Origin of the sequence: Halomonas sp. 18071143, from assembly GCF_019211725.1 — a bacterium.
In the GTDB taxonomy this organism is placed as follows: domain Bacteria; phylum Pseudomonadota; class Gammaproteobacteria; order Pseudomonadales; family Halomonadaceae; genus Vreelandella; species Vreelandella stevensii.
Genome location: NZ_CP078120.1, coordinates 3,061,815 through 3,084,219, shown reverse-complemented (window position 1 = coordinate 3,084,219; position 22,405 = coordinate 3,061,815). Strand labels below are relative to the sequence as shown.

Annotated in this window: 22 protein-coding genes; 11 read left to right on the top strand and 11 right to left on the bottom strand. The window is 61.1% G+C overall.

The window, feature by feature from the left end; all coding sequences use genetic code 11:
- Positions 1–50: 50 nt before the first annotated feature.
- Together KVY02_RS14475 and brnA are read left to right on the top strand one after the other, a co-directional pair.
- Positions 51–314, top strand: a complete 264-nt coding sequence (locus tag KVY02_RS14475; protein ID WP_058578261.1) for a BrnT family toxin — start codon at positions 51–53, stop codon at positions 312–314.
- Complete coding sequence (brnA, locus tag KVY02_RS14470) at positions 304–573, top strand: type II toxin-antitoxin system BrnA family antitoxin (protein ID WP_058578262.1); 270 nt, start codon at positions 304–306, stop codon at positions 571–573. Before KVY02_RS14475 ends, brnA begins: the two co-directional genes overlap by 11 nt.
- A 32-nt stretch (positions 574–605) precedes the next feature.
- Here the strand turns inward: brnA and KVY02_RS18375 are convergent, their stop codons facing one another.
- From KVY02_RS18375 to KVY02_RS14460, 3 genes are all read right to left on the bottom strand, one after another.
- Positions 606–1,052 carry a hypothetical protein gene (locus KVY02_RS18375; RefSeq protein ID WP_256357502.1) on the bottom strand — a complete coding sequence of 149 codons (447 nt, stop codon included), beginning with the start codon at positions 1,050–1,052 and terminating at the stop codon, positions 606–608.
- A 34-nt stretch (positions 1,053–1,086) separates the two neighbouring features.
- Positions 1,087–1,359 carry a hypothetical protein gene (locus KVY02_RS18370; protein WP_232710857.1) on the bottom strand — a complete coding sequence of 91 codons (273 nt, stop codon included), beginning with the start codon at positions 1,357–1,359 and terminating at the stop codon, positions 1,087–1,089.
- Between the two features lie 77 nt (positions 1,360–1,436).
- Complete coding sequence (locus KVY02_RS14460) at positions 1,437–2,609, bottom strand: UbiH/UbiF/VisC/COQ6 family ubiquinone biosynthesis hydroxylase (RefSeq protein WP_218313784.1); 1,173 nt, start codon at positions 2,607–2,609, stop codon at positions 1,437–1,439.
- A 96-nt stretch (positions 2,610–2,705) separates the two neighbouring features.
- Between KVY02_RS14460 and KVY02_RS14455 the strand changes: the two genes are divergently transcribed.
- Positions 2,706–3,572: an NAD-dependent protein deacetylase gene (locus KVY02_RS14455; protein WP_218313783.1), complete on the top strand. Its 867-nt coding sequence runs from the start codon at positions 2,706–2,708 to the stop codon at positions 3,570–3,572.
- On the opposite strand, the gene KVY02_RS14450 is transcribed toward KVY02_RS14455, so the two are convergent.
- Positions 3,569–4,183, bottom strand: a complete 615-nt coding sequence (locus KVY02_RS14450; RefSeq protein WP_218313782.1) for a DNA-3-methyladenine glycosylase — start codon at positions 4,181–4,183, stop codon at positions 3,569–3,571. The genes KVY02_RS14455 and KVY02_RS14450 overlap by 4 nt on opposite strands.
- A 109-nt stretch (positions 4,184–4,292) precedes the next feature.
- Here KVY02_RS14450 and KVY02_RS14445 point away from each other — a divergent pair, with 109 nt between their 5' ends.
- From KVY02_RS14445 to KVY02_RS14430, 4 genes are all read left to right on the top strand, one after another.
- Positions 4,293–5,786 carry a protein adenylyltransferase SelO gene (locus tag KVY02_RS14445; RefSeq protein WP_218313781.1) on the top strand — a complete coding sequence of 498 codons (1,494 nt, stop codon included), beginning with the start codon at positions 4,293–4,295 and terminating at the stop codon, positions 5,784–5,786.
- Between the two features lie 63 nt (positions 5,787–5,849).
- Positions 5,850–6,896, top strand: coding sequence for a DNA polymerase IV (dinB, locus tag KVY02_RS14440; protein ID WP_016914873.1), 1,047 nt, complete (start codon positions 5,850–5,852; stop codon positions 6,894–6,896).
- Positions 6,897–7,023: 127 nt separating this feature from the next.
- On the top strand, positions 7,024–7,836 hold the full coding sequence (locus KVY02_RS14435) for an alpha/beta fold hydrolase (RefSeq protein ID WP_218315100.1): 813 nt from the start codon (positions 7,024–7,026) through the stop codon (positions 7,834–7,836).
- 18 nt (positions 7,837–7,854) lie between these two features.
- Positions 7,855–8,103 carry a YkoF family thiamine/hydroxymethylpyrimidine-binding protein gene (locus KVY02_RS14430; protein WP_218313780.1) on the top strand — a complete coding sequence of 83 codons (249 nt, stop codon included), beginning with the start codon at positions 7,855–7,857 and terminating at the stop codon, positions 8,101–8,103.
- A 28-nt stretch (positions 8,104–8,131) separates the two neighbouring features.
- Here the strand turns inward: KVY02_RS14430 and gabT are convergent, their stop codons facing one another.
- The 6 genes from gabT to csiR form a co-directional block, all read right to left on the bottom strand.
- Positions 8,132–9,406 (bottom strand): 4-aminobutyrate--2-oxoglutarate transaminase, encoded by a 1,275-nt coding sequence (gabT, locus tag KVY02_RS14425; protein WP_218313779.1) that lies wholly within the window; start codon positions 9,404–9,406, stop codon positions 8,132–8,134.
- A gap of 79 nt (positions 9,407–9,485) precedes the next feature.
- Positions 9,486–10,424 (bottom strand): sensor domain-containing diguanylate cyclase, encoded by a 939-nt coding sequence (locus tag KVY02_RS14420; protein ID WP_218313778.1) that lies wholly within the window; start codon positions 10,422–10,424, stop codon positions 9,486–9,488.
- On the bottom strand, positions 10,425–11,219 hold the full coding sequence (locus KVY02_RS14415; RefSeq protein WP_218313777.1) for an EAL domain-containing protein: 795 nt from the start codon (positions 11,217–11,219) through the stop codon (positions 10,425–10,427).
- 269 nt (positions 11,220–11,488) lie between these two features.
- Positions 11,489–12,703 carry a CaiB/BaiF CoA transferase family protein gene (locus KVY02_RS14410; protein ID WP_081195327.1) on the bottom strand — a complete coding sequence of 405 codons (1,215 nt, stop codon included), beginning with the start codon at positions 12,701–12,703 and terminating at the stop codon, positions 11,489–11,491.
- Between the two features lie 27 nt (positions 12,704–12,730).
- Positions 12,731–13,909, bottom strand: a complete 1,179-nt coding sequence (locus tag KVY02_RS14405; protein ID WP_016914863.1) for an acyl-CoA dehydrogenase — start codon at positions 13,907–13,909, stop codon at positions 12,731–12,733.
- A gap of 100 nt (positions 13,910–14,009) precedes the next feature.
- On the bottom strand, positions 14,010–14,699 hold the full coding sequence (gene csiR / locus KVY02_RS14400; RefSeq protein ID WP_016914862.1) for a DNA-binding transcriptional regulator CsiR: 690 nt from the start codon (positions 14,697–14,699) through the stop codon (positions 14,010–14,012).
- Positions 14,700–14,810: 111 nt separating this feature from the next.
- On the opposite strand from csiR, the gene lhgO reads away from it, so the two are divergent.
- The 4 genes from lhgO (at position 14,811) to KVY02_RS14380 (ending at position 19,736) form a co-directional block, all read left to right on the top strand.
- A complete protein-coding gene (lhgO, locus tag KVY02_RS14395; protein ID WP_218313776.1) occupies positions 14,811–16,004 on the top strand; it encodes an L-2-hydroxyglutarate oxidase in 1,194 nt (397 codons plus the stop codon).
- 131 nt (positions 16,005–16,135) lie between these two features.
- The gene (locus KVY02_RS14390; RefSeq protein WP_218313775.1) at positions 16,136–17,095 is read left to right on the top strand and encodes a TAXI family TRAP transporter solute-binding subunit; all 960 of its coding nucleotides are present in this window, start codon (positions 16,136–16,138) and stop codon (positions 17,093–17,095) included.
- Positions 17,096–17,108: 13 nt separating this feature from the next.
- The gene (locus KVY02_RS14385) at positions 17,109–17,630 is read left to right on the top strand and encodes a DUF1850 domain-containing protein (RefSeq protein ID WP_218313774.1); all 522 of its coding nucleotides are present in this window, start codon (positions 17,109–17,111) and stop codon (positions 17,628–17,630) included.
- A 93-nt stretch (positions 17,631–17,723) separates the two neighbouring features.
- The gene (locus tag KVY02_RS14380; protein WP_218313773.1) at positions 17,724–19,736 is read left to right on the top strand and encodes a TRAP transporter permease; all 2,013 of its coding nucleotides are present in this window, start codon (positions 17,724–17,726) and stop codon (positions 19,734–19,736) included.
- 103 nt (positions 19,737–19,839) lie between these two features.
- Here the strand turns inward: KVY02_RS14380 and KVY02_RS14375 are convergent, their stop codons facing one another.
- Positions 19,840–22,368 carry a penicillin-binding protein 1A gene (locus KVY02_RS14375; protein ID WP_218313772.1) on the bottom strand — a complete coding sequence of 843 codons (2,529 nt, stop codon included), beginning with the start codon at positions 22,366–22,368 and terminating at the stop codon, positions 19,840–19,842.
- Positions 22,369–22,405 lie beyond the last annotated feature (37 nt).

Here is a 22,405-nt window from a genome sequence, read left to right as displayed (position 1 = left end):
TTCGGCTTTAGAATCTTGTTGAGTGAGTAAAAAAGGAATAATTTATACTCATGAACGAGTTCGAGTTTGACGTCAACAAAAGTCAGGCCAACCTGACAAAGCACGGTATTGATTTTGAAGCGGCACAAGCGCTGTGGAAGGATCCATATCTGCTAGAAATTCGCGCAAAATCCGAGGGCGAACCAAGGTTTTTACTAATCGGTATGATCAGTGAAAAACATTGGTCGGCAGTCGTCACCTACCGAGAAGAGCGTATTCGGCTGATTTCTGTTAGACGCTCCCGCAAGAAGGAGGTAGACATCTATGAAAGCTAAAGAGTTCGATAAAAAATTCGATGAAAATCAAGATGATGTTCTCGATGATCTAGACTTTTCCACTGCTCGACGGGTGAATCAGGAGCAAAAGCGGATTAACGTAGATTTTCCTGCATGGGTAGTGGAGTCACTAGACCGTGAGGCTGCGAGAATGGGTGTTACCCGCCAGTCGATTATCAAGGTTTGGTTAGTGGAGCGTCTGCAAGCTGAAGCGGCTCATAAACCTCATGGCCATAACTCAGTAGGGGGACCTCACTAGCGCTGGCCTCTTGGAGGCCAGCGCTCCACCGCTTACTCCAAAAACGCCCGCAGCGTATCGCTGGCTTGCTCGATGGCCACCACGCCATCCAGGTGACCTCGGTTGCCTTCCAGCGTTTCTAGCGTCACCTCAGTGCCGTCGGCTTCGATCAGCTCGGCGGTGCGGCGTACGCCCTCGGGGGCGAAGACCAAGTCGTTCTCGCTATACAGCATCAATGTGGGGGCTTCGATGGCGGCCAGCCCCGCTTCCAGCGAGTCACCGTAGCCAGCCATGAAGGTCTGGTTGGCGCGCACCAGGTAGAGCAGGTGGTTGGCATCGGAAAGCGCCGCACGGGCGGCGGCGATGTCATCCAGGGTTTGTTCGATGGCATAGCGGGCGGTGATGTCCTGGGCAGGGTCGCGCGCGCCGTCGGCCCAATCTCGGTTGAACGCCTCGTTGGCCCATTGCCAGTGGTTGGCGTTGAGCGTGACCAGTTTCAACGCCTCTTTTAGCCCCTCGGTGGGCGGCTCACCATCAGCCCCATAGCGGCCTGCCGCATGGCTGGTGCCGGAGAAAAAAGTGGGTAATCAGAATGGCGTTATCACGCGCTTCGTTCAGCTCGCCGTAGGCTTCCCAGCCTACCGTCACGTTGGGAATCGTCTCGCCGCCCTGGGTGGTAAAGCTCTCGATCTCGAACCGCTGCTTCTCGACCACGCCATCCCATGCCCATAAGGGCATGGCCAACAGTAGGCCAAGGCCGGTAAACGAGGCGGCCGCCACGAGCGTATCGGGTTGCTTGCATCGCATGCGCTTTCCTTTTTTGAGGGGTTATTGTGATTGTTGTAGGGCTGCTTTCCGCAGCCACTCCCTCAGCATAGTCAGCTTCAGCCCACCTTGAACGGATTCAACCCATTGGCCTGCTGCATCATCATGCGTTTGGCAAACGGCACTCGCTCGGCGAGGTGCAGGCTGAGATCGCCCAGCTGGCGCAGCGGTTTTGCGCCGGTGAAGAGGTGGTGGAAGCTGTCGGTGGCGGCAATCATCGCTTGGTTGGCGAGGCGGCGCTGGCACTCGAAGCGGTGCAGGCTGATGTGGTCGCCGGGGTCACGGCCTTTGATGATCAGCTCGGCCAGGGTGTCGGCGTCGTGCAGGCCGATGTTCAAGCCTTGCCCGGCCAGCGGGTGCACCACGTGGGCGGCGTCGCCGATCAGCGCGAGGCGTTTGCCGATGTAGCGCTTGGCGTGCTGGCGCTTGATGGGGAAACTGGCCCGTGCCACCACCCGGGTCAATTTGCCCAGCCGTTTGGGGAAGGTGGTTTCAATGGCGTGTTGCAGGGCGTCGTTGGAAAGCTGTTCGCGGGCCTTGGTGGCCTCATCGCTGTCGTACCACACCAACGAGGCGCGGTGGCCGGGCAGCGGCAGCATGGCCAGCGGGCCTTTGGGGGTAAAGTACTGCCAGCTGACATCCTGCTGGGGCAGCTCGGTCTCGACGTTGATGATCATCGCCCGCTGGTGGTAGTCGTAGCTGCTGGTGGAGATGCCTGCCAGCTCACGCAGGGTTGAGCGTGCGCCATCTGCGGCCACCATCAACCGGGCGCTGAGGGTCTTGCCGTTGTCCAGCTCCAGCAGCCGATGGGTGCTGGCGGCCAGCGTACTCACCGGGGCACACTGGGTGTAGCAGGTGACGCTGGGAAGCTGCTCCAGGCGTTGCCAAAGGGCGTACTGCAGGGCGCGGTTTTCGATGAAAATACCGAAATCGTTCATGCCGCTGTCGTGGGCCGAGAACAGCGAGTGACCGCTGCCATCCAGGTTGGAGACATCGATGTGCCGGAACGGGCAGCAGCGCTCTCCCGGCAGGACCGCACCGCTGGCTTTCACGAACGCCAGCGAGCGGGCGTTGAGTGATGAAATACGCAGGTCGTAATCGCCGCTGGGGGGCGTGGGAGCGCTGGCGCGCTCGACCAGGCCAACCGACATGCCCGCCTGGCCCAGCCTGGCCGCCAGGGCCGCGCCCACCATGCCGCCGCCAACAATGACAATCTCGTGATCCCACTGCATGAGAGGCTCCTTAATCCGCTATCGAGGGCACATTGCATGTGCTTATATTGTCCTACAGTATCGTTGACTTGTCGCAGTATTGCCTAGGGTGATCCATTGACGCAGGCCGTGGAAAGTGTCGAAAAACGAGAGAGCAGCCAGGTGGCCGGGGAAGCACTGGCCGCCTTTATCAAGCGCTACCCCAAACTCTGGGTGATTACCGGGGCGGGCGTCAGTACCGACAGCGGCATCCCCGATTACCGCGATGCCGATGGCCAGTGGAAGCGCCCGCCGCCGGTGCAGCACGGCGATTTCATGAGTTCCTTCGCCGTTCGTCAGCGCTACTGGGCGCGAGCGCTGGTAGGCTTCAAGGCCATGCGTGAAGCCCAGGTGAGCGGCGCGCATCGGGCGTTGGCGAAGCTCGAGGCCATGGGCCATGTGGAGTTTCTCGTCACACAAAACGTTGACCGGCTGCACCAGCGGGCGGGCTCGAAAAAGGTGATCGATCTGCACGGCAGGGCAGACGTGGTCGCCTGTATGGCCTGTGGCTACCAGATGATGCGCCACGCCATGCACAGTGAAATGGCCCGCATGAACCCCGCCTTCGCCGCGCTGGAGGCCCGCCACGCGCCGGACGGCGATGCGGATCTGGAAACCGATTTCTCCAACTTTAAAGTATTGGACTGCCCGCGCTGCCGGGGCATCCTCAAACCGCAGGTGGTCTACTACGGCGATGTGGTTCCTCCGGCGCGGCGCCTGGCAGCTCAGGAGGCGCTGCAACGTGCCGACGCGGTGCTGGCAGTGGGTACGTCCTTGATGGTCTATTCCGGCTACCGGTTCTGTCGCGATGCCCACGCCATGGGCTTGCCCGTGGCTTCGCTGTCGTTGGGCGTGACCCGCGCCGATGCATTGCTGACCCACCAGTGGCGCGCACCGCTGACGCCGGTATTGGAGCAGGCAGTGGCCTGCTTGCAGAACGCTTAACGCGCTTTAGATACCCAAGGGTTACCCTCGCTCCACAGCCGCCAGGGGGCGTCGCGGTCGGCGGGCTGGGCGTAATCGATGCCCACGCGTGGGCCGCTGGCAACGGCGCCGGGTGGTTCGCCCGGTGAAATCCATAGCCCGTCCGTGGGGTCGTCGCGTTGCGTCATGTCGTGGCCGTAGAGGGCGTTGTCGATACGCAGTGCACGGGTGAGTTTGCCGGGGCCGTTGCTGAGATTGCGCCCCGCCACGCTGCGCCATGCCCGCATGGCAGGCTCGCCGATCACCGGCTCTACCGCTCGAATCAGTACCGCGCAGGGGTTGCCTTCCGGCTGTGTCACCACGTTCAGCAGCCAGTGCATGCCGTACACCAGATACACGTAGGCGTGGCCGGGTGGGCCAAACATTGCCTCGGTGCGCGGGGTTCGGCGCCGATGGGCATGGCAGGCGGAATCTTCCGAGCCCCGGTAAGCCTCGGTTTCCACGATGCGTGCTGCCATGAGTTCGCCATCGAGCTGGCGCACCAGCAAACAGCCCAGCAAATCGCGGGCGACCTCCAGCGTATCGCGATTGTAGAAGGCCTGGGGCAGGGGCGTGAAAGCCTCTTGTTCCATCGGTAATTTAATACGGGTTAAAGCGTCTTTATGCGGCATGCTATCGCCCATTACTTGAGTAAGCTGCTAGGGTATTCTGTAGGCCATTCATTGAACAGCGGAGTTGCCCGTGCTGACTTTCGAACACCAGTTCGCCACCTTGCCAGAACCGCTCTGGGCGGCCTGCCAGCCCACGCCCGTGGCGCAACCCACCCTGATCGCATTCAACGAACCCTTGGCCGTGGCGCTAGGCATGCAAACGCGGCCCGACGATGCCACGCTGGCCCAATGGTTCAGCGGTAATCGGCTACCGCCAGGGGCCGAGCCTAGAGCGCTGGGCTATGCCGGGCATCAATTCGGTAATTTCGTGCCTCAGTTGGGAGATGGTCGGGCGCTGCTGCTGGGGGAAGTGGTGGATCAGCAGGGCCAGCGGCAGGACGTGCAGCTCAAGGGCAGTGGCCGCACGCCGTTTTCACGGGGCGGGGATGGACGCTCGCCGCTTGGCCCGGTGCTGCGGGAATATCTGGTGAGTGAGTTCATGGCCGCCGTGGGCGTGCCCACCACTCGGGCGCTGGCGGCCGTGACCACGGGGGAGCGCGTGGTACGCCAGATGGCCGAGCCGGGGGCCATCCTGACCCGCGTGGCTCGCAGCCATATCCGCGTGGGCACGTTCCAGTTTGCTGCCGTGCGTCGCGATGAAGCCGCGCTGAAAGCGCTGGCCGACCATGTGATTGCTCGCCACTACCCAGAAACGGCCAATGCTGACGATCCGTACCTTGCCCTGCTGGAAGCCGTTACCGCCCGTCAGGCGGCGCTGGTGGCACGCTGGATGAGCCTGGGCTTTATTCATGGCGTGATGAATACCGACAACTGCAGCATTGCTGGCGACACCATCGATTACGGCCCCTGCGCGTTTATGGAACAGTTCGACCCGCAAAAGGTCTTCAGCTCCATCGATCAGGGCGGGCGCTACGCTTTTAACCACCAGCCGGGCATCGCCCAGTGGAACCTGGCCCGCTTTGCCGAAACCCTGCTGCCGCTGATGGGGGAAGAGGGCGAGGCCGTTGTAGAGCAGGCCACCGAGGTGCTTCGCGGCTTTACCGCTCGTTTTGGCGCCGAACAGCGCCGCCTGCATGCCGACAAGCTGGGCCTTGCCCCGGAAAGCGATCACGCCGTGGCGCTGATGGAGGCATTGGAAACCCAGATGCATCAGGGCCGCATGGACATGACCGCGACGTTCGACGCGCTGACGCACTATGCCAAAACGCTGGGTGCCCAAGCCTTGAGCACGGACACGCCAGCCCACTCCCAAAAAGAGGCGCTGCTGGCGCTGACCACTCAGCCAGATGGCCTTGCGGCTTGGCTGGCCGACTGGGAGAACGCCCAGCAAGCCAGCCGAAAGAATGAGCGCCTGGAGGCCATGCGCCGCGCCAACCCGGTGGTGATCCCCCGTAACCACCGCATTCAAGCGGTGATCGACGCGGCAACAGAAGGTGATTTCGAGCCTTTCCACACGCTGCTCGCGGCGGTCACTCAGCCCTTCGATGAATCTGAAGCCGCGCGCCAACTGGCAGCCCCTGCCACGGCCAGTGAGCAGGTGCTGCGCACTTTTTGTGGTACGTGACGGCGGCACACCCTGTGATAAACTGTGCTTTTTTACAGGTAAGGGCGGAGGCAAGGTCGGCCTGTGCGCAAAATCATTCACTGCGACTGTGACTGCTTCTATGCGGCGGTCGAGATGCGCGACAACCCCGCGCTGGCGGAGATCCCCATTGCCATTGGCGGCAGTGTCGAGCAGCGCGGGGTGGTGGCCACCTGTAACTATCCTGCCCGCGCGTTTGGCATCCACTCCGCCATGCCCATGGCTCAGGCGCTCAAACGCTGCCCCCACCTCACGGTGATTCGTGGCGATATGGCTAAGTACAAGGCCGTGGCACGCCAGGTGTTTGCCATCTATCGCGATGTCACCGAACTGATTGAGCCGCTCTCGCTGGACGAAGCCTTTCTGGACGTCTCGGACGTCACGCAGTATCACGGCAGCGCCACCCGCATGGCAGAAGCCATTCGCCAGCGGGTGAAAGAGCAAGTCGGCATTACCGTGTCGGCGGGGGTGGCACCCAACAAGTTTCTCGCCAAGATCGCCAGCGACTGGCGCAAGCCCGATGGGCTGTTTGTCATCACGCCAGACGACATCGACGCCTTCGTGCAGCAGTTGCCGGTGAAAAAAATTCATGGGGTGGGGCCGCGCACCGCTGAAAAGCTGGCCGAACTGGGGATTCAAACGGGGGCGGATCTGCGCGCCCGGCCGCTGACCGAGCTGGTGGAGCGCTTTGGTCGCTTCGGCCATCGGCTGCACGAGCTTAGCCACGGGCGAGATGAGCGACCGGTCAAGACCCACCGCGAGCGCAAGTCGATCAGCACCGAACAAACCTACTCTCGGGACTTGCCGACCCTCGACGCCTGCCGCCATGAGCTGCCAGAGCTGATCAGCGATCTGGAGCGCCGCTACGCACGCCTCGACCCGGCCCCCGCCGTGCGCGGGCTGATGGTGAAAGTGAAGTTCAACGACTTCACTCAAACCACTGTCGAACACGCCGACCCGGCGCCCGATCTGGAGCAGTTCGAAACCTTACTGAACGTGGGCTGGGCCAGAGGTGAACGCCCCGTGCGCCTGTTGGGGGTGGGGTATCGGTTGGCGGAAGAGACGGCTGCCCAGCAGCTCTCGCTGTTTTAATTAGCAGGTTAATCCTTGGGTGGATTGACGGGTACTCGGGCTCGCGTTAAAACAGTTGTATGATAGGGCTTACGTGATAGTCCTTATGTGATAGCCCCCGAACCGCCAGATGACCCACGAGCCCGCCATGCCTGCCGATGCCACCCAACGCCCCCGCTTAGTGTTTGCCCATGCCAACGGCTTTCCCGGCTTGAGTTACCGCAGCCTGTTAGACCCGCTGGCGGAATCGTTCGATGTTCACCCGCTGGACCGCTTGGGCCACCACCCGGATTACCCGGTGAACCACAACTGGGGCAACCTGGTAGAGGAGCTGTTGAGCTACCTGCCCGACACCGATGCACCGCTCTTGGGGGTGGGGCATTCACTGGGCGGCACGCTGATGGCCATGGCTGCCGACAAACAGCCGGAGCGTTTTCGCGGTGTGATTATGCTCGACCCGCCGCTGATGCTGGGGCCAGACGCCTGGGCCATGAAAGCGGCCAAACGGTTTGGGTTCATGGACCGTATCACCCCCGCGGGTAAAACCAAGGGGCGGCGCACGGTGTGGCCCAGCCGTGAGGCCATGGCGACCTCGCTGCGGCGGCGAGGGCTGTTTCGTCGCTTTACCCCCGAGGCACTCAACGACTACATTGAAGCAGGCACACGGCTGCTGGACGATGGCAGCGCCGAGCTGACCTTCGACCCGCGCATCGAGCTGGAAATTTTCCGCCACTTGCCGGATCACCTCTCCGGCTTGCCCCAACGGGTAGGCGTACCCGTACAGCTAGTGGCTGGGCTGGAGTCGCACTTGATGACGCCATCGCGGGTCAAGCGCATCGCCCGCCGGGGGTTGCCGGTCAGTACGGTGCCGGGCACCCACATGTTCCCCATGGAGCACCCGGAGGAGACCCGCTCGGCGATCCTGGTCGCGTGGCAGCAGTTTCAAACAGCGCCGTCATAGGGCGCTCAAGGAGTCGATATGTACCTTTCCGTACAGCTGAGTTACTACCCGCTGGCCGAGGATTTCAAGCCCGTGGTGAAAGAAGTGGTCAAACGCCTGGAGGCCACCGGGCTGGAGGTTCATCCTAACCGCATGAGTACCCAGGTATTCGGTGAGTTCGATGAGGTGATGGCGGCACTCGGCGAGGTGATGAAGTGGTCGTTCGAGACCCACGGCAAAGCCGTGTTTACCGCCAACTTTTTGGAAGGTGATCGGCGGCCCCGGTAACGCTCCTCAACTGCGTGGGGATGAGAGTTTAGATCAGCGATTCCAGGCAGGACTCGATGATGTCCAGGCCTTCGTTCAGCACGTCGTCTTCGATGGTGACGGGCATCAGGAAGCGGATGGTGTTGCCGTACATGCCGCAGGAGAGCAGGATCAGACCCTCTTCACGGGCTTTTTTGCACAGCGCTGCTGCCAGCTCCGGGTTCGGGGTGCGGTCGGTCTTGTTGTTCACCAGTTCGAAGGCGGCCATGGCGCCCATGTTGCGCACGTGGTCGATGCAATCGAACTTGCCTTGCCACTCGTTGAAGCGAGACGCCAGCTTCTCGCCCAGCGCCTGGCTCTTCTCGAGGATGTTCTCCTCTTCGAAGACTTCCATGACGGCCAGCGCTGCGGCACAGGCAGTGGGGCTGCCGGTGTAGGTGCCGCCCAGGGAGTTGGGGCCAGAGGCGTCCATCACCTTGTCGGTACCGACGATGGCCGAGATCGGCATGCCGTCGGCCATGCTCTTGGCCATGGTCATCATGTCTGGCTCGACGCCGCTGTGCTCGATGGCGAACATCTTGCCGGTGCGGCCAAAGCCCGACTGCACTTCGTCGATGATCATCAGCATGCCATGCTCATCGCAAATTTCGCGAATCTTCTTCAGGAAGCTGGTCGGGGCGGGGTAGAAGCCGCCTTCACCCAGTACCGGCTCAAGAATGATGGCGGCAGTGTCTTTGGGGTTGGCGTCGGTTTTCAGCGTCATCTTCAGGCCGCGAATTGCTTCGTCTTCGCTGACGCCGTGGTAGGGCACCGGGTAGGGCGCGCGGAATACGGTGCCGGGCATCGGGCCGAAATCGGTCTGGTAGGGCGCGACCTTGCCGTTCATGGCCATGGTGTAGAAGGTACGGCCATGGTAGCCGCCATCGAAGCAGATCACGTTGGAGCGGCCAGTGGCGGCGCGAGCGATCTTCACCGCGTTTTCCAGCGCTTCGGCACCGGAGTTGGCCAGCATCACCTTGGCGTGGCCGCGTACGGGCACGAGATGGCTGAGCTTTTCGGCGACCTTGACGTAGCCTTCATAGGGCATGACCGTTTGGCAGGTGTGCATGACCTTGTCGAGCTGGGCTTTTACCGCCGCGACGACCTTCGGGTGGCGATGCCCCACGTTCAAGACACCGATACCGCCCGCGAAGTCGATGAAGCGGTTGCCGTCGGCGTCCCAGATCTCAGCGTTTTCGGCGCGGTCCGCAAAGGCGGTGGCGGGGCTTGCAGCGCCCGCCGCGACGTATTTCTGCTTTAGTTCGTTTAGCTCGGCATTGCTCATGGCTCAACTCCTTTGGGTTGGGGTGTGCTTGTCAGCATCTTGTAAGCATAGTGTGCATCTCAGCATAGTGTTCATTAGATCACACAGATGACGATGCGATGACGATGCGATTGCGTCCTGCCTGCTTGGCCTGATACATGGCCTTGTCTGCCTGATCCAGCATGCGGGTGCTGGAGCCTTTACTGTAACATGCGATGCCCGCCGACAGCGTCACGGTGAGCTGGTGCTGGGTATAGGGCGTTTGTGCCACCTCTTGGCGGATGCGCTCCAGGGCGGTTTGAGCCCCTTCGGCGTCGATCTCCGGCATGATGATCAGGAACTCTTCGCCTCCCAGACGTATCTGGACATCCGTGGTGCGCAGCTGTTGGTCGACCACCCGTGTCAGCTCCTGGAGCACGCCGTCGCCTGCGCCATGCCCATAGGTATCGTTGATCTGCTTGAAGTCGTCCAGGTCGAAAAGCGCAATGCTCAGCGGGTTGCCGTAGCGCTGGCAGCGCTCGATGGCCTCATCCAGTTTGGCAAGCCCCTGTCGGCGGTTGAGCAGGCCGGTCAGCTCATCGTGGTGCGCCAGATACTTTAGGCGCTCGTTGGCTTGCTTCAAGCGCTCTTCCAGCCGCTTGCGTTGGGTGATATCGACGATGAACGTGACCTTGCGGACCAGCCCATCATCGCCCTCTATACGGGCGGCTTCGGTGATGATGGTGCGTACTTCTCCGTTCTTGCAGCGCACTTCCCACTCCTGGCGCAGCTCGTGAGTGTCGTTGCCCTGGATGAACACATCGTGCAGCTGGCTGATTTGCTGTCGATACGCTTCGGGCACCACGATGGTGAAGTGCTGGCCGATCAACTCTTCCTCTTGATAGCCGTAGAACTGGCAGTAGGCCGGGTTGACCATCTCGAAATGACCATGGGGGTCGGTGATACAGATGCCCAAGGGGGCGGTCTTGATAACGTTCTCCGTATTGCGCTTCGAGCGGTGTATCAGTTGATACAGATAATCGGTGCCGATTGCGTTCATTCAGCGCTCCATGCCTGACGATATCTCGTGACCTAGCGCTTCCAGTATAGGCGTTAGTTCCGTTGCCAGCTCGCCAATTCGGGGTTTGGCATAAAAGAACCCTTGCTGCCGGGTGATGCCGGCCCGGGCAAGCCACAGCGCTTCCTGGCGCGTTTCCACGCCTTCGGCAATCAGCGTCATGTCCAGTTCCCTGGCCAGCAGGATGATCGCGTTGAGCAGGGCCTGACGACGTGGGTGCTGATCACAGTGCATGACCAGCTCACGGTCGATCTTGAGCTTGTCCGGTGCCAGAACGGTCAACAGGTCCAGATTGGCATAGCCGTTGCCAAAGTCGTCCAGGGCTGTCTTGAATCCCATGCTGCGGTAAGCATCGATGATGTTGCACAAGTGTTGGCGGTCGCGTACCCGCTCGGTTTCGGTGATCTCGAAGATCAGTTTGTTGGTGGGCCAGCCCACCCGTTGCGATACCTCCAGCGTGGCTTGAATGCAGGCCTCGGGTTCATATACGGCGTTAGGCAGGAAGTTGATGGAGAGATCAGTCTCCATGCCCAGCTCGCTGGCCAGTTCGATGGCACGAACCCGGCACGCCTGATCGAAGCGATACAACAGGTCATCGGTCACCTGGGACAGGATGCTCCATGCCGATTCACCATTCGGGCCGCGCACCAGTGCTTCATGGGTTACCACGCGGGCCTTTGAAAGCTCGACGATGGGTTGGAAGGCCATGGTGAACTCAAAGGGCAGCTCGCCCTCACAGCGCTTACACACTCCGTTCACTCGCGCACAGTTGGCCATGCCGTTACCCCATGTCGTCTTTCATTCGGCCAACGGGTCATGTCGCCTGGATTGGAAATCGTCGCAAAGCACGTGCTCGGGTTGGCCACGAGCTGCCAAGAGATAAGCTTAGTCTAGCGATAACGACACTGTCTGTATAGGTTTTGTATAGAGTTGTGATGGCAGGCAAAAAAAACGCCCGGCTGGGCGTTTCAAGGGGTACTACATCGACATGGGTTCATGGTTAAAGTGGGTAATAGTTGAAGTGGGTCATATTCGCAAGAGAGCAATTAGATGATGCCTGCCGCGCGAAGCGCCGCGCGCTGCTCATCACTAATACCGATGGCATCCAGCACGCTATCGGTGTGCTCGCCCAGGGTCGGGGGGGCGCTCTGGGCACTCAGTGACTGCCCGTTGATACGAATCGGGTTGGCGACGAGATTGACCTCGCCTGCCAGTGCATGGGGCAGCGTCTGCTTGAGCCCGCGTGCCTTGACATGAGGATCGTCAAACACGCGATCCAGGGTATTGATAGGCCCGCAGGGCACACCGACCGCTTCGCAGGCTGCCAGCCAGGTGTCGGTAGGCTGTGCTGCCAGGGCGAGCGCCAGGGTCGGCACCAGCGCTTCGCGATGCTGTACACGACTGCCGTTGGTGGCAAAGCGTCCGTCCTGTGCCAGCTGCGGCTGGTCGATGACCTGGCAGAAGCGCTTGAACTGTTCGTCGTTGCCGACGGCCACGATCATGTGACCATCGGCGGTAGCAAACGCCTGATAGGGCACGATGTTCGGGTGCGCATTGCCCAGCCGCTGGGGTACCTGGCCGGAGGTCAGGTAATTGAGTGCCTGGTTGGCCAGCACACCTACCTGTACGTCCATGAGCGCCAGGTCGATATGGCAGCCTTCGCCACTGTCGCGGCGCTGGTATAGCGCTGCCAGCACCGCATTGGCGGCATACAGGCCCGTGAAAATATCGGTAATGGCGACCCCCACCTTGACTGGGCCACCACCAGGTTCACCGTCGGGTTGGCCGGTCAGGCTCATGAGGCCGCCCATGGCCTGAATCATGAAGTCGTAGCCCGCCCGGTGGGCGTAGGGGCTCTGCTGGCCAAAGCCGGTAATGGAGCAGTAGACCAGGCCAGGGTTGAGTGCCTTCAGGCTCGCGTAGTCCAGGCCGTACTTTTTCAGCCCGCCGACCTTGAAGTTTTCCAGCACCACGTCCGATTGGGCCGCCAACTGCTTGATCAGTGCCTGGCCTTCGGGCTTGGCCATATCGACCGTCACCGAGCGTTTGCCGCGATTGGCGCACAGGTAGTAGGCCGACTCGTTGCTGCCGGAGAGCCAGGGTGGCCCCCAGTGGCGCGTGTCATCGCCGCTTTGGGGGCGCTCTACCTTGATCACCTCGGCACCCATGTCGGCCAGCATCTGCCCGCACCAGGGGCCTGCCAGCACCCGAGAGATATCGAGTACCTTGATGCCTGCCAGGGGCTTTGCGACTGTGCTCATGGGGTGCCTCGCTGAGTGATGACGACGTTAAAAGAACGACTGAATGCCGGTTTGTGCGCGGCCCAGAATCAGGGCGTGCACATCGTGGGTACCTTCATAGGTATTCACGGACTCCAGGTTCACCATGTGGCGGATCACGCCGTACTCGTCGGAGACGCCATTGCCACCGTGCATGTCGCGGGCCACCCGGGCGATGTCCAGCGCTTTGCCACAGTTGTTGCGTTTGATTAGCGAGATCATTTCCGGCGCCCAGTTGCCGCTGTCCATCAGGCGGCCCACCTGCAGGGCGGCTTGCAGGCCCAGCGTGATTTCGGTCTGCATGTCGGCCAGCTTCTTCTGGATCAGCTGGTTGGCGGCCAGCGGGCGGCCAAACTGCTTGCGGTCCAGGGTGTACTGACGGGCAGCGTGCCAGCAGAACTCAGCGGTGCCCATCACGCCCCAGGCGATGCCGTAGCGTGCCTTGTTCAAACAGCCGAAAGGACCTTTCAGACCGCTAACGTTGGGCAGCAGGTTCTCTTCAGGCACGAAGGCGTTGTCGAGGACGATTTCGCCGGTGATCGATGCACGCAGAGAGACCTTGCCTTCGATTTTCGGGGTGGAGAAGCCTTCGGTGCCACGCTCGACGATGAAGCCTTTGATCTGGTTATCGTGGGCAGCGGACTTGGCCCAGACCACCGCGATATCGGCAATCGGGCTGTTGGTGATCCACATTTTCGCGCCGGTCAGGCGGTAGCCACCATCGACTTTTTCCGCACGGGTGATCATGGAGCCCGGGTCGGAGCCATGGTCGGGTTCGGTCAGGCCGAAGCAGCCCACCATCTCGCCACTGGCCAGCTTGGGCAGGTATTTGTGTTTCTGCTCTTCGGAGCCATACGCTTCGATGGGGTACATCACCAGCGATGACTGCACGCTCATGGCCGAGCGGTAGCCGGAATCGACACGCTCCACTTCACGGGCGATAAGGCCATAAGCCACGTGGTTGACGCCCGCGCCGCCGTATTCCGGGGAAACCGTGGCGCCCAACAGGCCCAGCTCGCCCATCTCGGACATGATGTCACGATCGAAACGCTCTTCGCGGAAAGCGCTCAGCACACGTGGCTGCAGGTTTTCCTGGCAGTAGTCGTGGGCGGCGTCACGAATCTGGCGCTCTTCATCGGTGAGCTGGTGTTCGAGAAGCAGCGGGTCGTCCCAGTTGAAGCGTGTCATGGCGTTGAACTCCGAAAGATGATCTTGTTGAGCTCAATGTATCGCCGTTATTTAAAAATATCTACATTTTTTTAAAACGCAGAATTTAATCGCCCGGCATTCAATCGATGCCGCGGGCTTGCAGTACCCGTGTAATGATAGGCACCGGGGTCATCAGGTGGTCGCGCATCAGATCGGCCGCCTGCTCGGTGTTGCGGGCGAGAATGACGTCGACCAGCGCCGCGTGTTCCTGACGCTTGATGTCCAGCGCCTGGGGCGACATGACGGTCTCTTGCAGCCACAGGTGGCGATAGCGCTCTACCTGATCGAACAGGGTATTGCGCATCTGCAGCAGGTGAGGGGAGTTGCAGCCGCTGGCAATGGCGGTATGGAACGCCTTGTGGCGTAAATCCCAGCCGTCCAGCAGTTCGTCGGGGGAGCTGACGTCGGTGACTTTGGCCAGGCGGTGCGCCGTGGCCAGCACGTTGGCTTCCCAGTCGTCGTCGCCACGTTCGATGGCGAGGCGCAAAATCAGCCCTTCCAACTGAGCGCGAGCGTCGTAGATATCGTTCAGTTCGGCCAGCGACATGGCCGCCACCCGGTAGCCCCGTTGGCTGATGGCCACGACCAGTCGGTCGGCGACCAACTGTGACAGCGCTTCACGCAGGGGGCCGGTGCTCACGCCGTAATACTCTTTCAAACGGCTCATCAAGAGCTTCTCTTCGGGGGCATAGCGGCCACGAATGATGTCCTGCTTGAGCGCGTGGTAAGCGCTAATTGCCAGGTTCTGGCGCGGTGCATCGTGCTCCATGGGGACTCCTTGGATCAGTGTGGCTTAGACCAATGTAGGGGCATGGCGGTCAACGTAGAATAACGGCTATTATCAATAAATTTTGAAAATTTGGCACAGGTAACGACATTCATGTGGGATTTCATCATTGTCGGCGGCGGCATACTGGGGTTTTCCACCGCCATGCAGCTGCAACAGGCCTACCCGGACAAACGCTTGCTGGTGTTGGAAAAGGAAGCAGGCCCCGCTCAGCATCAAACCGGCCATAACAGCGGCGTGATTCATGCCGGGGTGTATTACACGCCGGGAAGCCTGAAAGCGAAGTTTTGCCTGGAGGGGAACCGTGCGACCCGCGAGTTCTGTGACCAGCATGGCGTGGGTTACGACATCTGCGGCAAGCTGCTGGTGGCCACCAACCCGCTGGAAAAGCAGCGTATGGAAGCGCTCTGGGAGCGCACGGCGGCCAACGGTCTGGAGCGGGAGTGGCTGGAGGCTGCGGCGCTCAAGGAGCGAGAGCCCAACATTACCGGTGTGGCGGGCATTTTCGTGCCTTCCAGCGGCATCGTGAACTATGCCGAAGTCACCCAGGCGATGGCCGCCGAGTTCACCCGGCTGGGCGGCGAGATTCGCTTCGAGCACTGCGTGACGGGCCTTGACGAGCGGGCCGATGAGGTCGTGGTGACCACCGAGCATGAGACCTTCACCAGCCGCTACCTGGTCTCCTGCTCGGGGTTGATGGCCGACAGGGTGATCCGCATGCTGGGCAAGGACCCCGGCTTCACGATTTGCCCCTTCCGTGGCGAATACTACCTGCTTCCCGAGCGCCACAACCGCATCGTCAACCACCTGATCTACCCGATTCCCGACCCTGCCATGCCTTTTTTGGGTGTTCACCTGACCCGCATGATCGACGGGACGGTCACCGTTGGGCCCAATGCGGTGCTGGCGCTCAAGCGCGAAGGGTATCGCAAGCAGGACATGTCGCTACGCGATATGGGGCAGATGTTCAGCCACCCAGGCATCCTGAAAGTGCTGGGCAAGCATCTCAAGCCTGGGCTGGTGGAGATGAAAAACTCGCTCTACAAGCGCGGCTATCTGGAGCTGGTACGCAAGTACTGCCCGAGCCTGACCCTGGAGGATTTGACCCCTTACCCGGCGGGCGTACGCGCTCAGGCGGTCTCCAACGATGGTCGGCTGGTGGATGACTTCCTGTTCGTAAATACTCCGCGCACGGTCAACGTGGGCAATGCGCCATCGCCTGCGGCGACCTCGGCGCTACCCATTGGTGCGCATATCGTGGAGCAGGTGAAAACGTTGTTGGATTAGTATCTAACGCAACTGCCGTGCTAACGTTTAAATACCGTTCTCGGCGCTGCTGACGGCGGCGAGAAACTGGCTCCTTACCTCCTTTACGTCAACCATAATCAATAAGTCCAAGCAGGACGGAGGCAATTCCAATGAAAAAACTAAAATATGCCGTTGCAGCGACCATGATGGCGGCTGCTCTGCCCGCCAGCGCTCAGCAGCTCTCCATCGCGACCGGCGGTACCGGCGGCGTTTACTACCCGATCGGTGGTGGCTTTGCCGAAATGATCAACAACCATATCGATGGCGCTCAGGCGACCGCCGAAGTGACAGGTGCTTCCGTCGAGAACATGGGGCTGATCATGCGCGGTGATGCCGACCTGGCCTTGGTGCTGGCCGATACCGCCTACCAGGCCTATACCGGCACGGGTGATTTTGAAGGTCGTCAGATCGAGAATACCCGTGCGCTGGCCTCGGTCTACCCGAACGCGGTACAGCTTGTGACCCTAGCCGATTCCGACATTCACAGCATTGCGGACCTGGCGGGCAAGCGTGTTTCCGTCGGTGCGCCGGGCAGTGGTACCGAGCTGAACGCGCGTGCCCTGCTGGAAGCCAACGGCGTCAGCTACAGCGACTTCACTCCCCAGCGCCTGAACTTCAACGAAACCGCTGATGCCATCCGTGATGGCGATATCGACGCCGGTTTCTGGAGCGTTGGTCCGCCCACCAGCTCGATTCTCAACCTTGCTGCCACGCGCGACATTCGCCTGATCGGCCTGTCCGACGAAGAGATTGCCAACGCCCAGGAAGTGGAAGCGGTGTTCGCCCCTTATGAACTGGCCGCGGGCATGTACGACGGCATGGACGAAGCGGTCCAGACCATTGGTATTCCTAACGTACTGGTCGTCAACGCCGATTTGGACGAAGAGCTGGCCTACCAACTGACCCACCTGCTGTTCGAAAACATCGATGAATTGATCGCCGTTCACCCGGCCGCCAATGACACTACCGTCGAGTTCACCATGGGCTCTACGCCGGTGCCGCTGCATCCGGGTGCTATCCGTTACTTCGAAGAAGTCGGTGCGGATATCCCTGACAACCTGCGCCCCTAATCGCGTAGTCGCTATGCGGTGGTGTTTTCCACTGGTGGCGCTTTTCACGATGAGCGGCATGTGCGCCGAAGCGGGGGCTGCCCCTGCTTCGGCGTCGCAGCGTCTGATCGTTACGACCGCAGATCATCAGGCGCTGCTGGATGTCGCGGCACCCAGCGGTAGCCGCTGGTGCATCCAGTGGCAGCACTCGGTAAAGCATTTCACGGTTCTGGACTGCTACCGTAATGCGGCAGGAACGCTGCAGCTGGAGCGCAGCCATCAGCCGGATTTTGCCGCTGGGCTCGGGCATGTCCTTGGACGTGGCGAGCAAGTGTCGGATGGGGAGGGTGGCTACTGGATCAATGAGATTAACGAATCGGTGCCCAATAACCGCTACGCGCTACGGGTGGGGGCTCTCGCGGTAAACCATCAGGTGGTCTGGCCCGATGGTGAGCATGCCGTGTGCAGCTTGAGCGAGCGGGTGGCCGGGCAGCGTGTCACGATTCAACTGATGGAGGCTCGCGACGTTTTACCCCATGACGATATCTGTCAATGACAGCCTGATGCCAAGCACATCATATAAAGCCGGGTGTACCACGCCTGGCGCTATTACATAACGTATAAGTTTGCTAACGCTTCCGAGGACTTCATGAACGAATCCACTCCACCGCCGGTCATCATGCCGGGCGGGAATGCGATTCAACCCCGCATCGTGCTGTGGTGTATCACCATTGTTGCCGTGGGGCTTTCGTTATTCCAACTCTATTCTGCGGGCATTCAACCCCTGGGTCTCTTCTATCAGCGCAGTATCCACCTTGCGCTGATCATGCTGTTGGCGTTTCTGATGTTTCCTGCCTTTGGCCCTCACCGTAAACGCGGTGTGCTGGGCTGGGGGATCGATTTTATCTTTTTTGCCGGGGCGCTGATCACCGGGGGGTATCTGGTGCTCAACCTGGACGCCATTTTCAGCCGCGCCGGGTTCTGGAACGAGACGGACATTCTGGTGGCCTGTATTGCCACGGTGACCGTACTGGAAGCCAGTCGCCGTGCGGTGGGCCTGGGCATGACGATCATTGGCCTTCTGGCGATCATCTATGCCTTTGCCGGGCCAAGGGGCGAGCTGCCTTGGCTGGGCGAGTGGATGCCCGGCATTCTGGCCCACCGTGGCTACAGCCTCGACCGCGTGGCGGGCCAGCTTTATCTGGGGCAGGAAGGTATCTTCGGCCTACCGCTGGGCGTGGCGGCAACCTATATCTTCATTTTCGTCCTGTTTGGCGCGTTCCTGGAAAGCACGGGGGCGGGCAAGTTTTTCATCGATATGGCGTACGCAGCCACGGGCAGGCAGCGTGGTGGCCCGGCGAAGGCGGCGGTGCTGGCATCTGCGGGCATGGGGTCGATTTCTGGCAGTGCCATCGCCAACGTGGTGACCACCGGAGCGTTCACCATTCCGCTGATGAAAAAGCTGGGCTATAAGCCGAAGCAGGCGGGCGGCATCGAGGCGGCGGCCTCTACCGGTGGGCAGATCATGCCGCCGCTGATGGGGGCCGGGGCGTTCCTGATTGCCGAGTATACCAATACGCCGTACCTGGAAATCGTCAAGATCAGTATTCTGCCGGCCATCATGTACTTTGCCACGGTGTATCTGTTCGTGCATATCATTGCCTTGAAGCAAGGCATGCAGGGCATGGCCAAAAGCGAGCTGCCGCAGATGCGCCAGGTGATGAAGGATGGCTGGCATTTTCTGCTGCCGCTGGCGGTGCTGGTATGGCTGTTGGCCATGAGCATGTCGCCCATGCGAGTGGGCTACTACGCGGTGGTGACCATGATTGCCGTGGCGGTGATTCGCTACGCGCTGTGGTACTTCTTCGTGGCTCCCAAACAGGGCCAGCCCGTGACCCTGGAGCGTACCAGGGGCGTGCTGTGGGCAGGGTTGGTGAAGCTTGTGCAAGGGCTGGAGCTGGGCGCGCGCAATGCCGTGGCGGTTTCCATGGCCTGTGCCGTGGCGGGCATCATTGTAGGCGTCGTAGGGCTGACCGGCCTGGGGCTCAAGTTCTCCTCCATGATGCTGGCCTTCTCTGGCGGTAACCTGGTGCTGGCGCTGGTGATGGTCCTGCTGGCGAGCTTGATTCTGGGCATGGGGCTGCCCGTAACGGCCAGCTATATCGTGCTGATCGTACTGGTTGGTCCGGCCTTGACCGCCGAGTTCGGCGTGCCGCTGCTGATCGCTCACCTGGTGGTGTTCTGGTACTCCCAGGACTCCAACGTGACGCCTCCCATCGCCCTGGCAGGCTTTGCCGGGGCAGCGATTGCGGGCAGTAAACCCATGGAGACCGGCGTGCAGGCGTGGAAGTTTGCCAAGGGCCTCTACCTGATTCCGCTGTTCATGGTGTTCAACCCGGAAATCATCGTGGGTGGCCCGGTACCGGTGGTGATCTGGAACGGGGTCATTGCCATCCTGGCACTGGGGGCGTTTGCCGCTTCGCTGGAGGGCTACCTGTTTACGCGCATGTCGTGGTTGCCGCGTCTGGCCATTGGCGGCGCGATCTTCGCGGTGTTCTACCCCAGTCTGTGGACAGAAATCGTCGGCGTGGTGGTCATGAGCGTGGTCATCGCAGCCAACTGGCAGGCCAGCCGTCGTGAAAATCTGAGCGTACCGAGCTAACGGCCATCCCCAAAAGAAAGCCCGGAAACCTTGAGAGGTTCCCGGGCTTTTTCATGCCTGCGGTTCAGGCCAGGCTATCCCGCAGCGCGGTCCTGACGGGCGGTTAGAAGATCGACTCTGCCGCGCCTGACCCCTGCGAGCCGCTGGCTTCTTCCAGTTCCTGGCTGATGCCTCGGGCCTGATAGTCCGGCAAGTGGTCACGGTGGAACAGCTCGGAAATACCGCCTGACTGGTCATCGTGCAAGCGTCGCCCAGTGGAGGCGTCCACGCGTGCCGATATGACTGTGGAAGGCCGCTCGGGGATCGCTGAGGGCGAGCCTGCCAGGGCATCCCCCATGAACTCTATCCAGATGGGCAGGGCGGCATTGGCACCGTACTCGGCGATGGTTTCATTGCTGTCCTTGCCCACCCAAACGGTGGTCACCAGGTCGCCGTTGAAGCCCGCGAACCAGGCATCCCGTTGGCTGTTGGTGGTGCCCGTCTTGCCCACGATGTCATCGCGGTTCAGGCTGAGCGCTGCACGGCCAGTGCCCGAGGTAATGACGTCGCGCAGCATGTCACGCAGGATATACACCGCCGCCGCATCGGCCACGCGGGGCGCAATCGGGTAGGTCTTGCCATCGATTTCCACGGTTTCCTGGCCTTCGGCACAGCTGGCACAGGCCACTTGCGGGGTGGCTTCGTCGATCACCTCGTTGTCATCGTCGCGGGTAATCCGGTCGATGAACCAGGGGGAGACCTGGAAGCCGCCGTTGGCAATCACGGCGTAGGCATTGGTCATTTCCAGCGGGGTGAGGTCGGCACTTCCCAGCGCCAGCGACAGGCCGCGCGGCAGGCGTTGGGGGGCAAATCCAAACCCTTCCAGATACTGGATCGTGTGATCCAGTCCCATGGTTTGCAGCACACGAATGGTGACCAGGTTGCGTGAGCGAGCCAGCGCCGGGCGTAGGCGCATGGGGCCCTGGAAGTCACGGCTGGAGTTCACCGGGCGCCACAGGGCATTGCTGCCGTCGTCCAGCACGACCGGCGCGTCATTGACGACGCTGGCGGCGTTCATTTCACCATCTTCCAGGGCCGCCAGATAGATGAATGGCTTGAAGATGGAACCCGACTGGCGCTGCGCCTGCACGGCTCGGTTGAACTTGCTGGCGTTGAAGTCGAAGCCACCTTGCAGGGCCAGAATCGCGCCGGTAGTCGGATCCTGAGCTACCAGTGAGCCTTCGGCGTCCGGGCGCTGGGAAAGGCGCAGGGAGCCGTCGTCGTTCTCGATGACGCGAATCAGGTCGCCACGCTCGGCAATCTGGCTGGCGCTGCTGGGTTCGGCACCGCGGCTGCGCGGGCTGAGGTAGGGGCGCGCCCAGCTCAAGCCGCTCCAGGCGATGGTGTGCAGTTCACCGCCACGGGTAAGTACCTGCATTTCACGGCCACTGCTTTCGACCACGATGGCGGGGCGCAGCAGGCCGTAGTTGGGCGTACGCTCGAGTACCTGCAGCCAGTTACTCACGTCGCCATCGACACCGTCCACTTCCGTCTGGCTGCGCTGGGCGGCCTGGCGGGCGGTCTGGCGAATTTCAGGAGACTCCGAGAGCTCTTCTTCAAGGCCCTGGGTGTTGGTCTGTTCCTGGGCTTCGACCAGACTGGACGCAATTTCACGCTGCTCGGCACCACGCCAGCCATGACGCAGGTCATAGGCAATCAGGCCGTTGGCCAGCGCCTGACGGGCGAAGGGCTGCATGGTGCTGTCGATAGTAGTGTAAATGCGATAGCCACCGGTGTATGCCGTATCACCAAAGCGCTCGATAGCGTACTGGCGCGCCATCTCCGAGACGTAGGCGGCATCCACCTCGGTTTGGGTGAAGTGACGACGGGCGGTGACCGGGGCCTGCACCGAGGCCTGGTACGCTTCGTTATCGATATAGCCCAGTTCGCGCATCCGGAACAGGATCCAGTTACGGCGAATCAGCGAGCGCTCGGAGTTGGCCAGCGGGTTGAAGGCAGACGGCGCCTTGGGCAGGCCTGCAATCATGGCGGTTTCGGCCAGACTCAGCTCGGCCAGCGGCTTGTTGTAGTAGGTTTCCGCTGCCGCGGCGATACCGTAGGCGCGGTTGCCAAGGAAGATCTTGTTGACATAGAGCTCGAAGATCTCCTCTTTGCTGAGCACTTTTTCCATCTGCAGGGCCAGCAGGATCTCGCGTATTTTACGCGTGAACGTCTGATCCAGCGTCAGCATGTAGTTACGTGCCACCTGCATGGTGATGGTGGAACCACCGGACTGAATGGCACCACCGCTCTGTACCAGCTCGACCGCTGCCCGGGCCAGGCCACGAGGGTCGACACCGGCATGGTTGAAGAAGCTGGCATCCTCGGCGGCAATCAGCGCGTTGACCATGTCGTCCGGGATTTCATCGAAGTCGATCGCCATGCGGCGCTCTTCACCAAACTCGCCAATCAGCTTGCCGTCATTGGTGTAGATGCGTAGCGGCGTGTGCAGCTCGAAATTCTGCAGTTGCCGAACGTCGGGCAGACCCGGAGAGAAATAGATCGCCGCGCCGATGACCGCTAGTACCGTGGCGCCCATCAGCGCAACGACCAGCGAAAATAGCGACAGCACTAGAGTTCGTAAAAACGTCATGAACAGTGGGCACCCATGAAAAGAGAGTAGGTATGGT

What these genes read in the sequence shown, in the direction of transcription:
- KVY02_RS14475 (WP_058578261.1), top strand. Translation starts at nt 51, where the DNA reads ATGAACGAGTTCGAGTTTGACGTCAACAAAAGTCAGGCCAACCTGACA.
- brnA (WP_058578262.1), top strand. Translation starts at nt 304, where the DNA reads ATGAAAGCTAAAGAGTTCGATAAAAAATTCGATGAAAATCAAGATGAT.
- KVY02_RS18370 (WP_232710857.1), bottom strand. Translation starts at nt 1,359, where the DNA reads ATGCGATGCAAGCAACCCGATACGCTCGTGGCGGCCGCCTCGTTTACC.
- KVY02_RS14460 (WP_218313784.1), bottom strand. Translation starts at nt 2,609, where the DNA reads ATGCAGTGGGATCACGAGATTGTCATTGTTGGCGGCGGCATGGTGGGC.
- KVY02_RS14450 (WP_218313782.1), bottom strand. Translation starts at nt 4,183, where the DNA reads ATGGAACAAGAGGCTTTCACGCCCCTGCCCCAGGCCTTCTACAATCGC.
- KVY02_RS14435 (WP_218315100.1), top strand. Translation starts at nt 7,024, where the DNA reads ATGCCTGCCGATGCCACCCAACGCCCCCGCTTAGTGTTTGCCCATGCC.
- KVY02_RS14430 (WP_218313780.1), top strand. Translation starts at nt 7,855, where the DNA reads ATGTACCTTTCCGTACAGCTGAGTTACTACCCGCTGGCCGAGGATTTC.
- gabT (WP_218313779.1), bottom strand. Translation starts at nt 9,406, where the DNA reads ATGAGCAATGCCGAGCTAAACGAACTAAAGCAGAAATACGTCGCGGCG.
- KVY02_RS14420 (WP_218313778.1), bottom strand. Translation starts at nt 10,424, where the DNA reads ATGAACGCAATCGGCACCGATTATCTGTATCAACTGATACACCGCTCG.
- KVY02_RS14415 (WP_218313777.1), bottom strand. Translation starts at nt 11,219, where the DNA reads ATGGCCAACTGTGCGCGAGTGAACGGAGTGTGTAAGCGCTGTGAGGGC.
- KVY02_RS14410 (WP_081195327.1), bottom strand. Translation starts at nt 12,703, where the DNA reads ATGAGCACAGTCGCAAAGCCCCTGGCAGGCATCAAGGTACTCGATATC.
- KVY02_RS14405 (WP_016914863.1), bottom strand. Translation starts at nt 13,909, where the DNA reads ATGACACGCTTCAACTGGGACGACCCGCTGCTTCTCGAACACCAGCTC.
- csiR (WP_016914862.1), bottom strand. Translation starts at nt 14,699, where the DNA reads ATGGAGCACGATGCACCGCGCCAGAACCTGGCAATTAGCGCTTACCAC.
- lhgO (WP_218313776.1), top strand. Translation starts at nt 14,811, where the DNA reads ATGTGGGATTTCATCATTGTCGGCGGCGGCATACTGGGGTTTTCCACC.
- KVY02_RS14390 (WP_218313775.1), top strand. Translation starts at nt 16,136, where the DNA reads ATGAAAAAACTAAAATATGCCGTTGCAGCGACCATGATGGCGGCTGCT.
- KVY02_RS14385 (WP_218313774.1), top strand. Translation starts at nt 17,109, where the DNA reads ATGCGGTGGTGTTTTCCACTGGTGGCGCTTTTCACGATGAGCGGCATG.
- KVY02_RS14380 (WP_218313773.1), top strand. Translation starts at nt 17,724, where the DNA reads ATGAACGAATCCACTCCACCGCCGGTCATCATGCCGGGCGGGAATGCG.
- KVY02_RS14375 (WP_218313772.1), bottom strand. Translation starts at nt 22,368, where the DNA reads ATGACGTTTTTACGAACTCTAGTGCTGTCGCTATTTTCGCTGGTCGTT.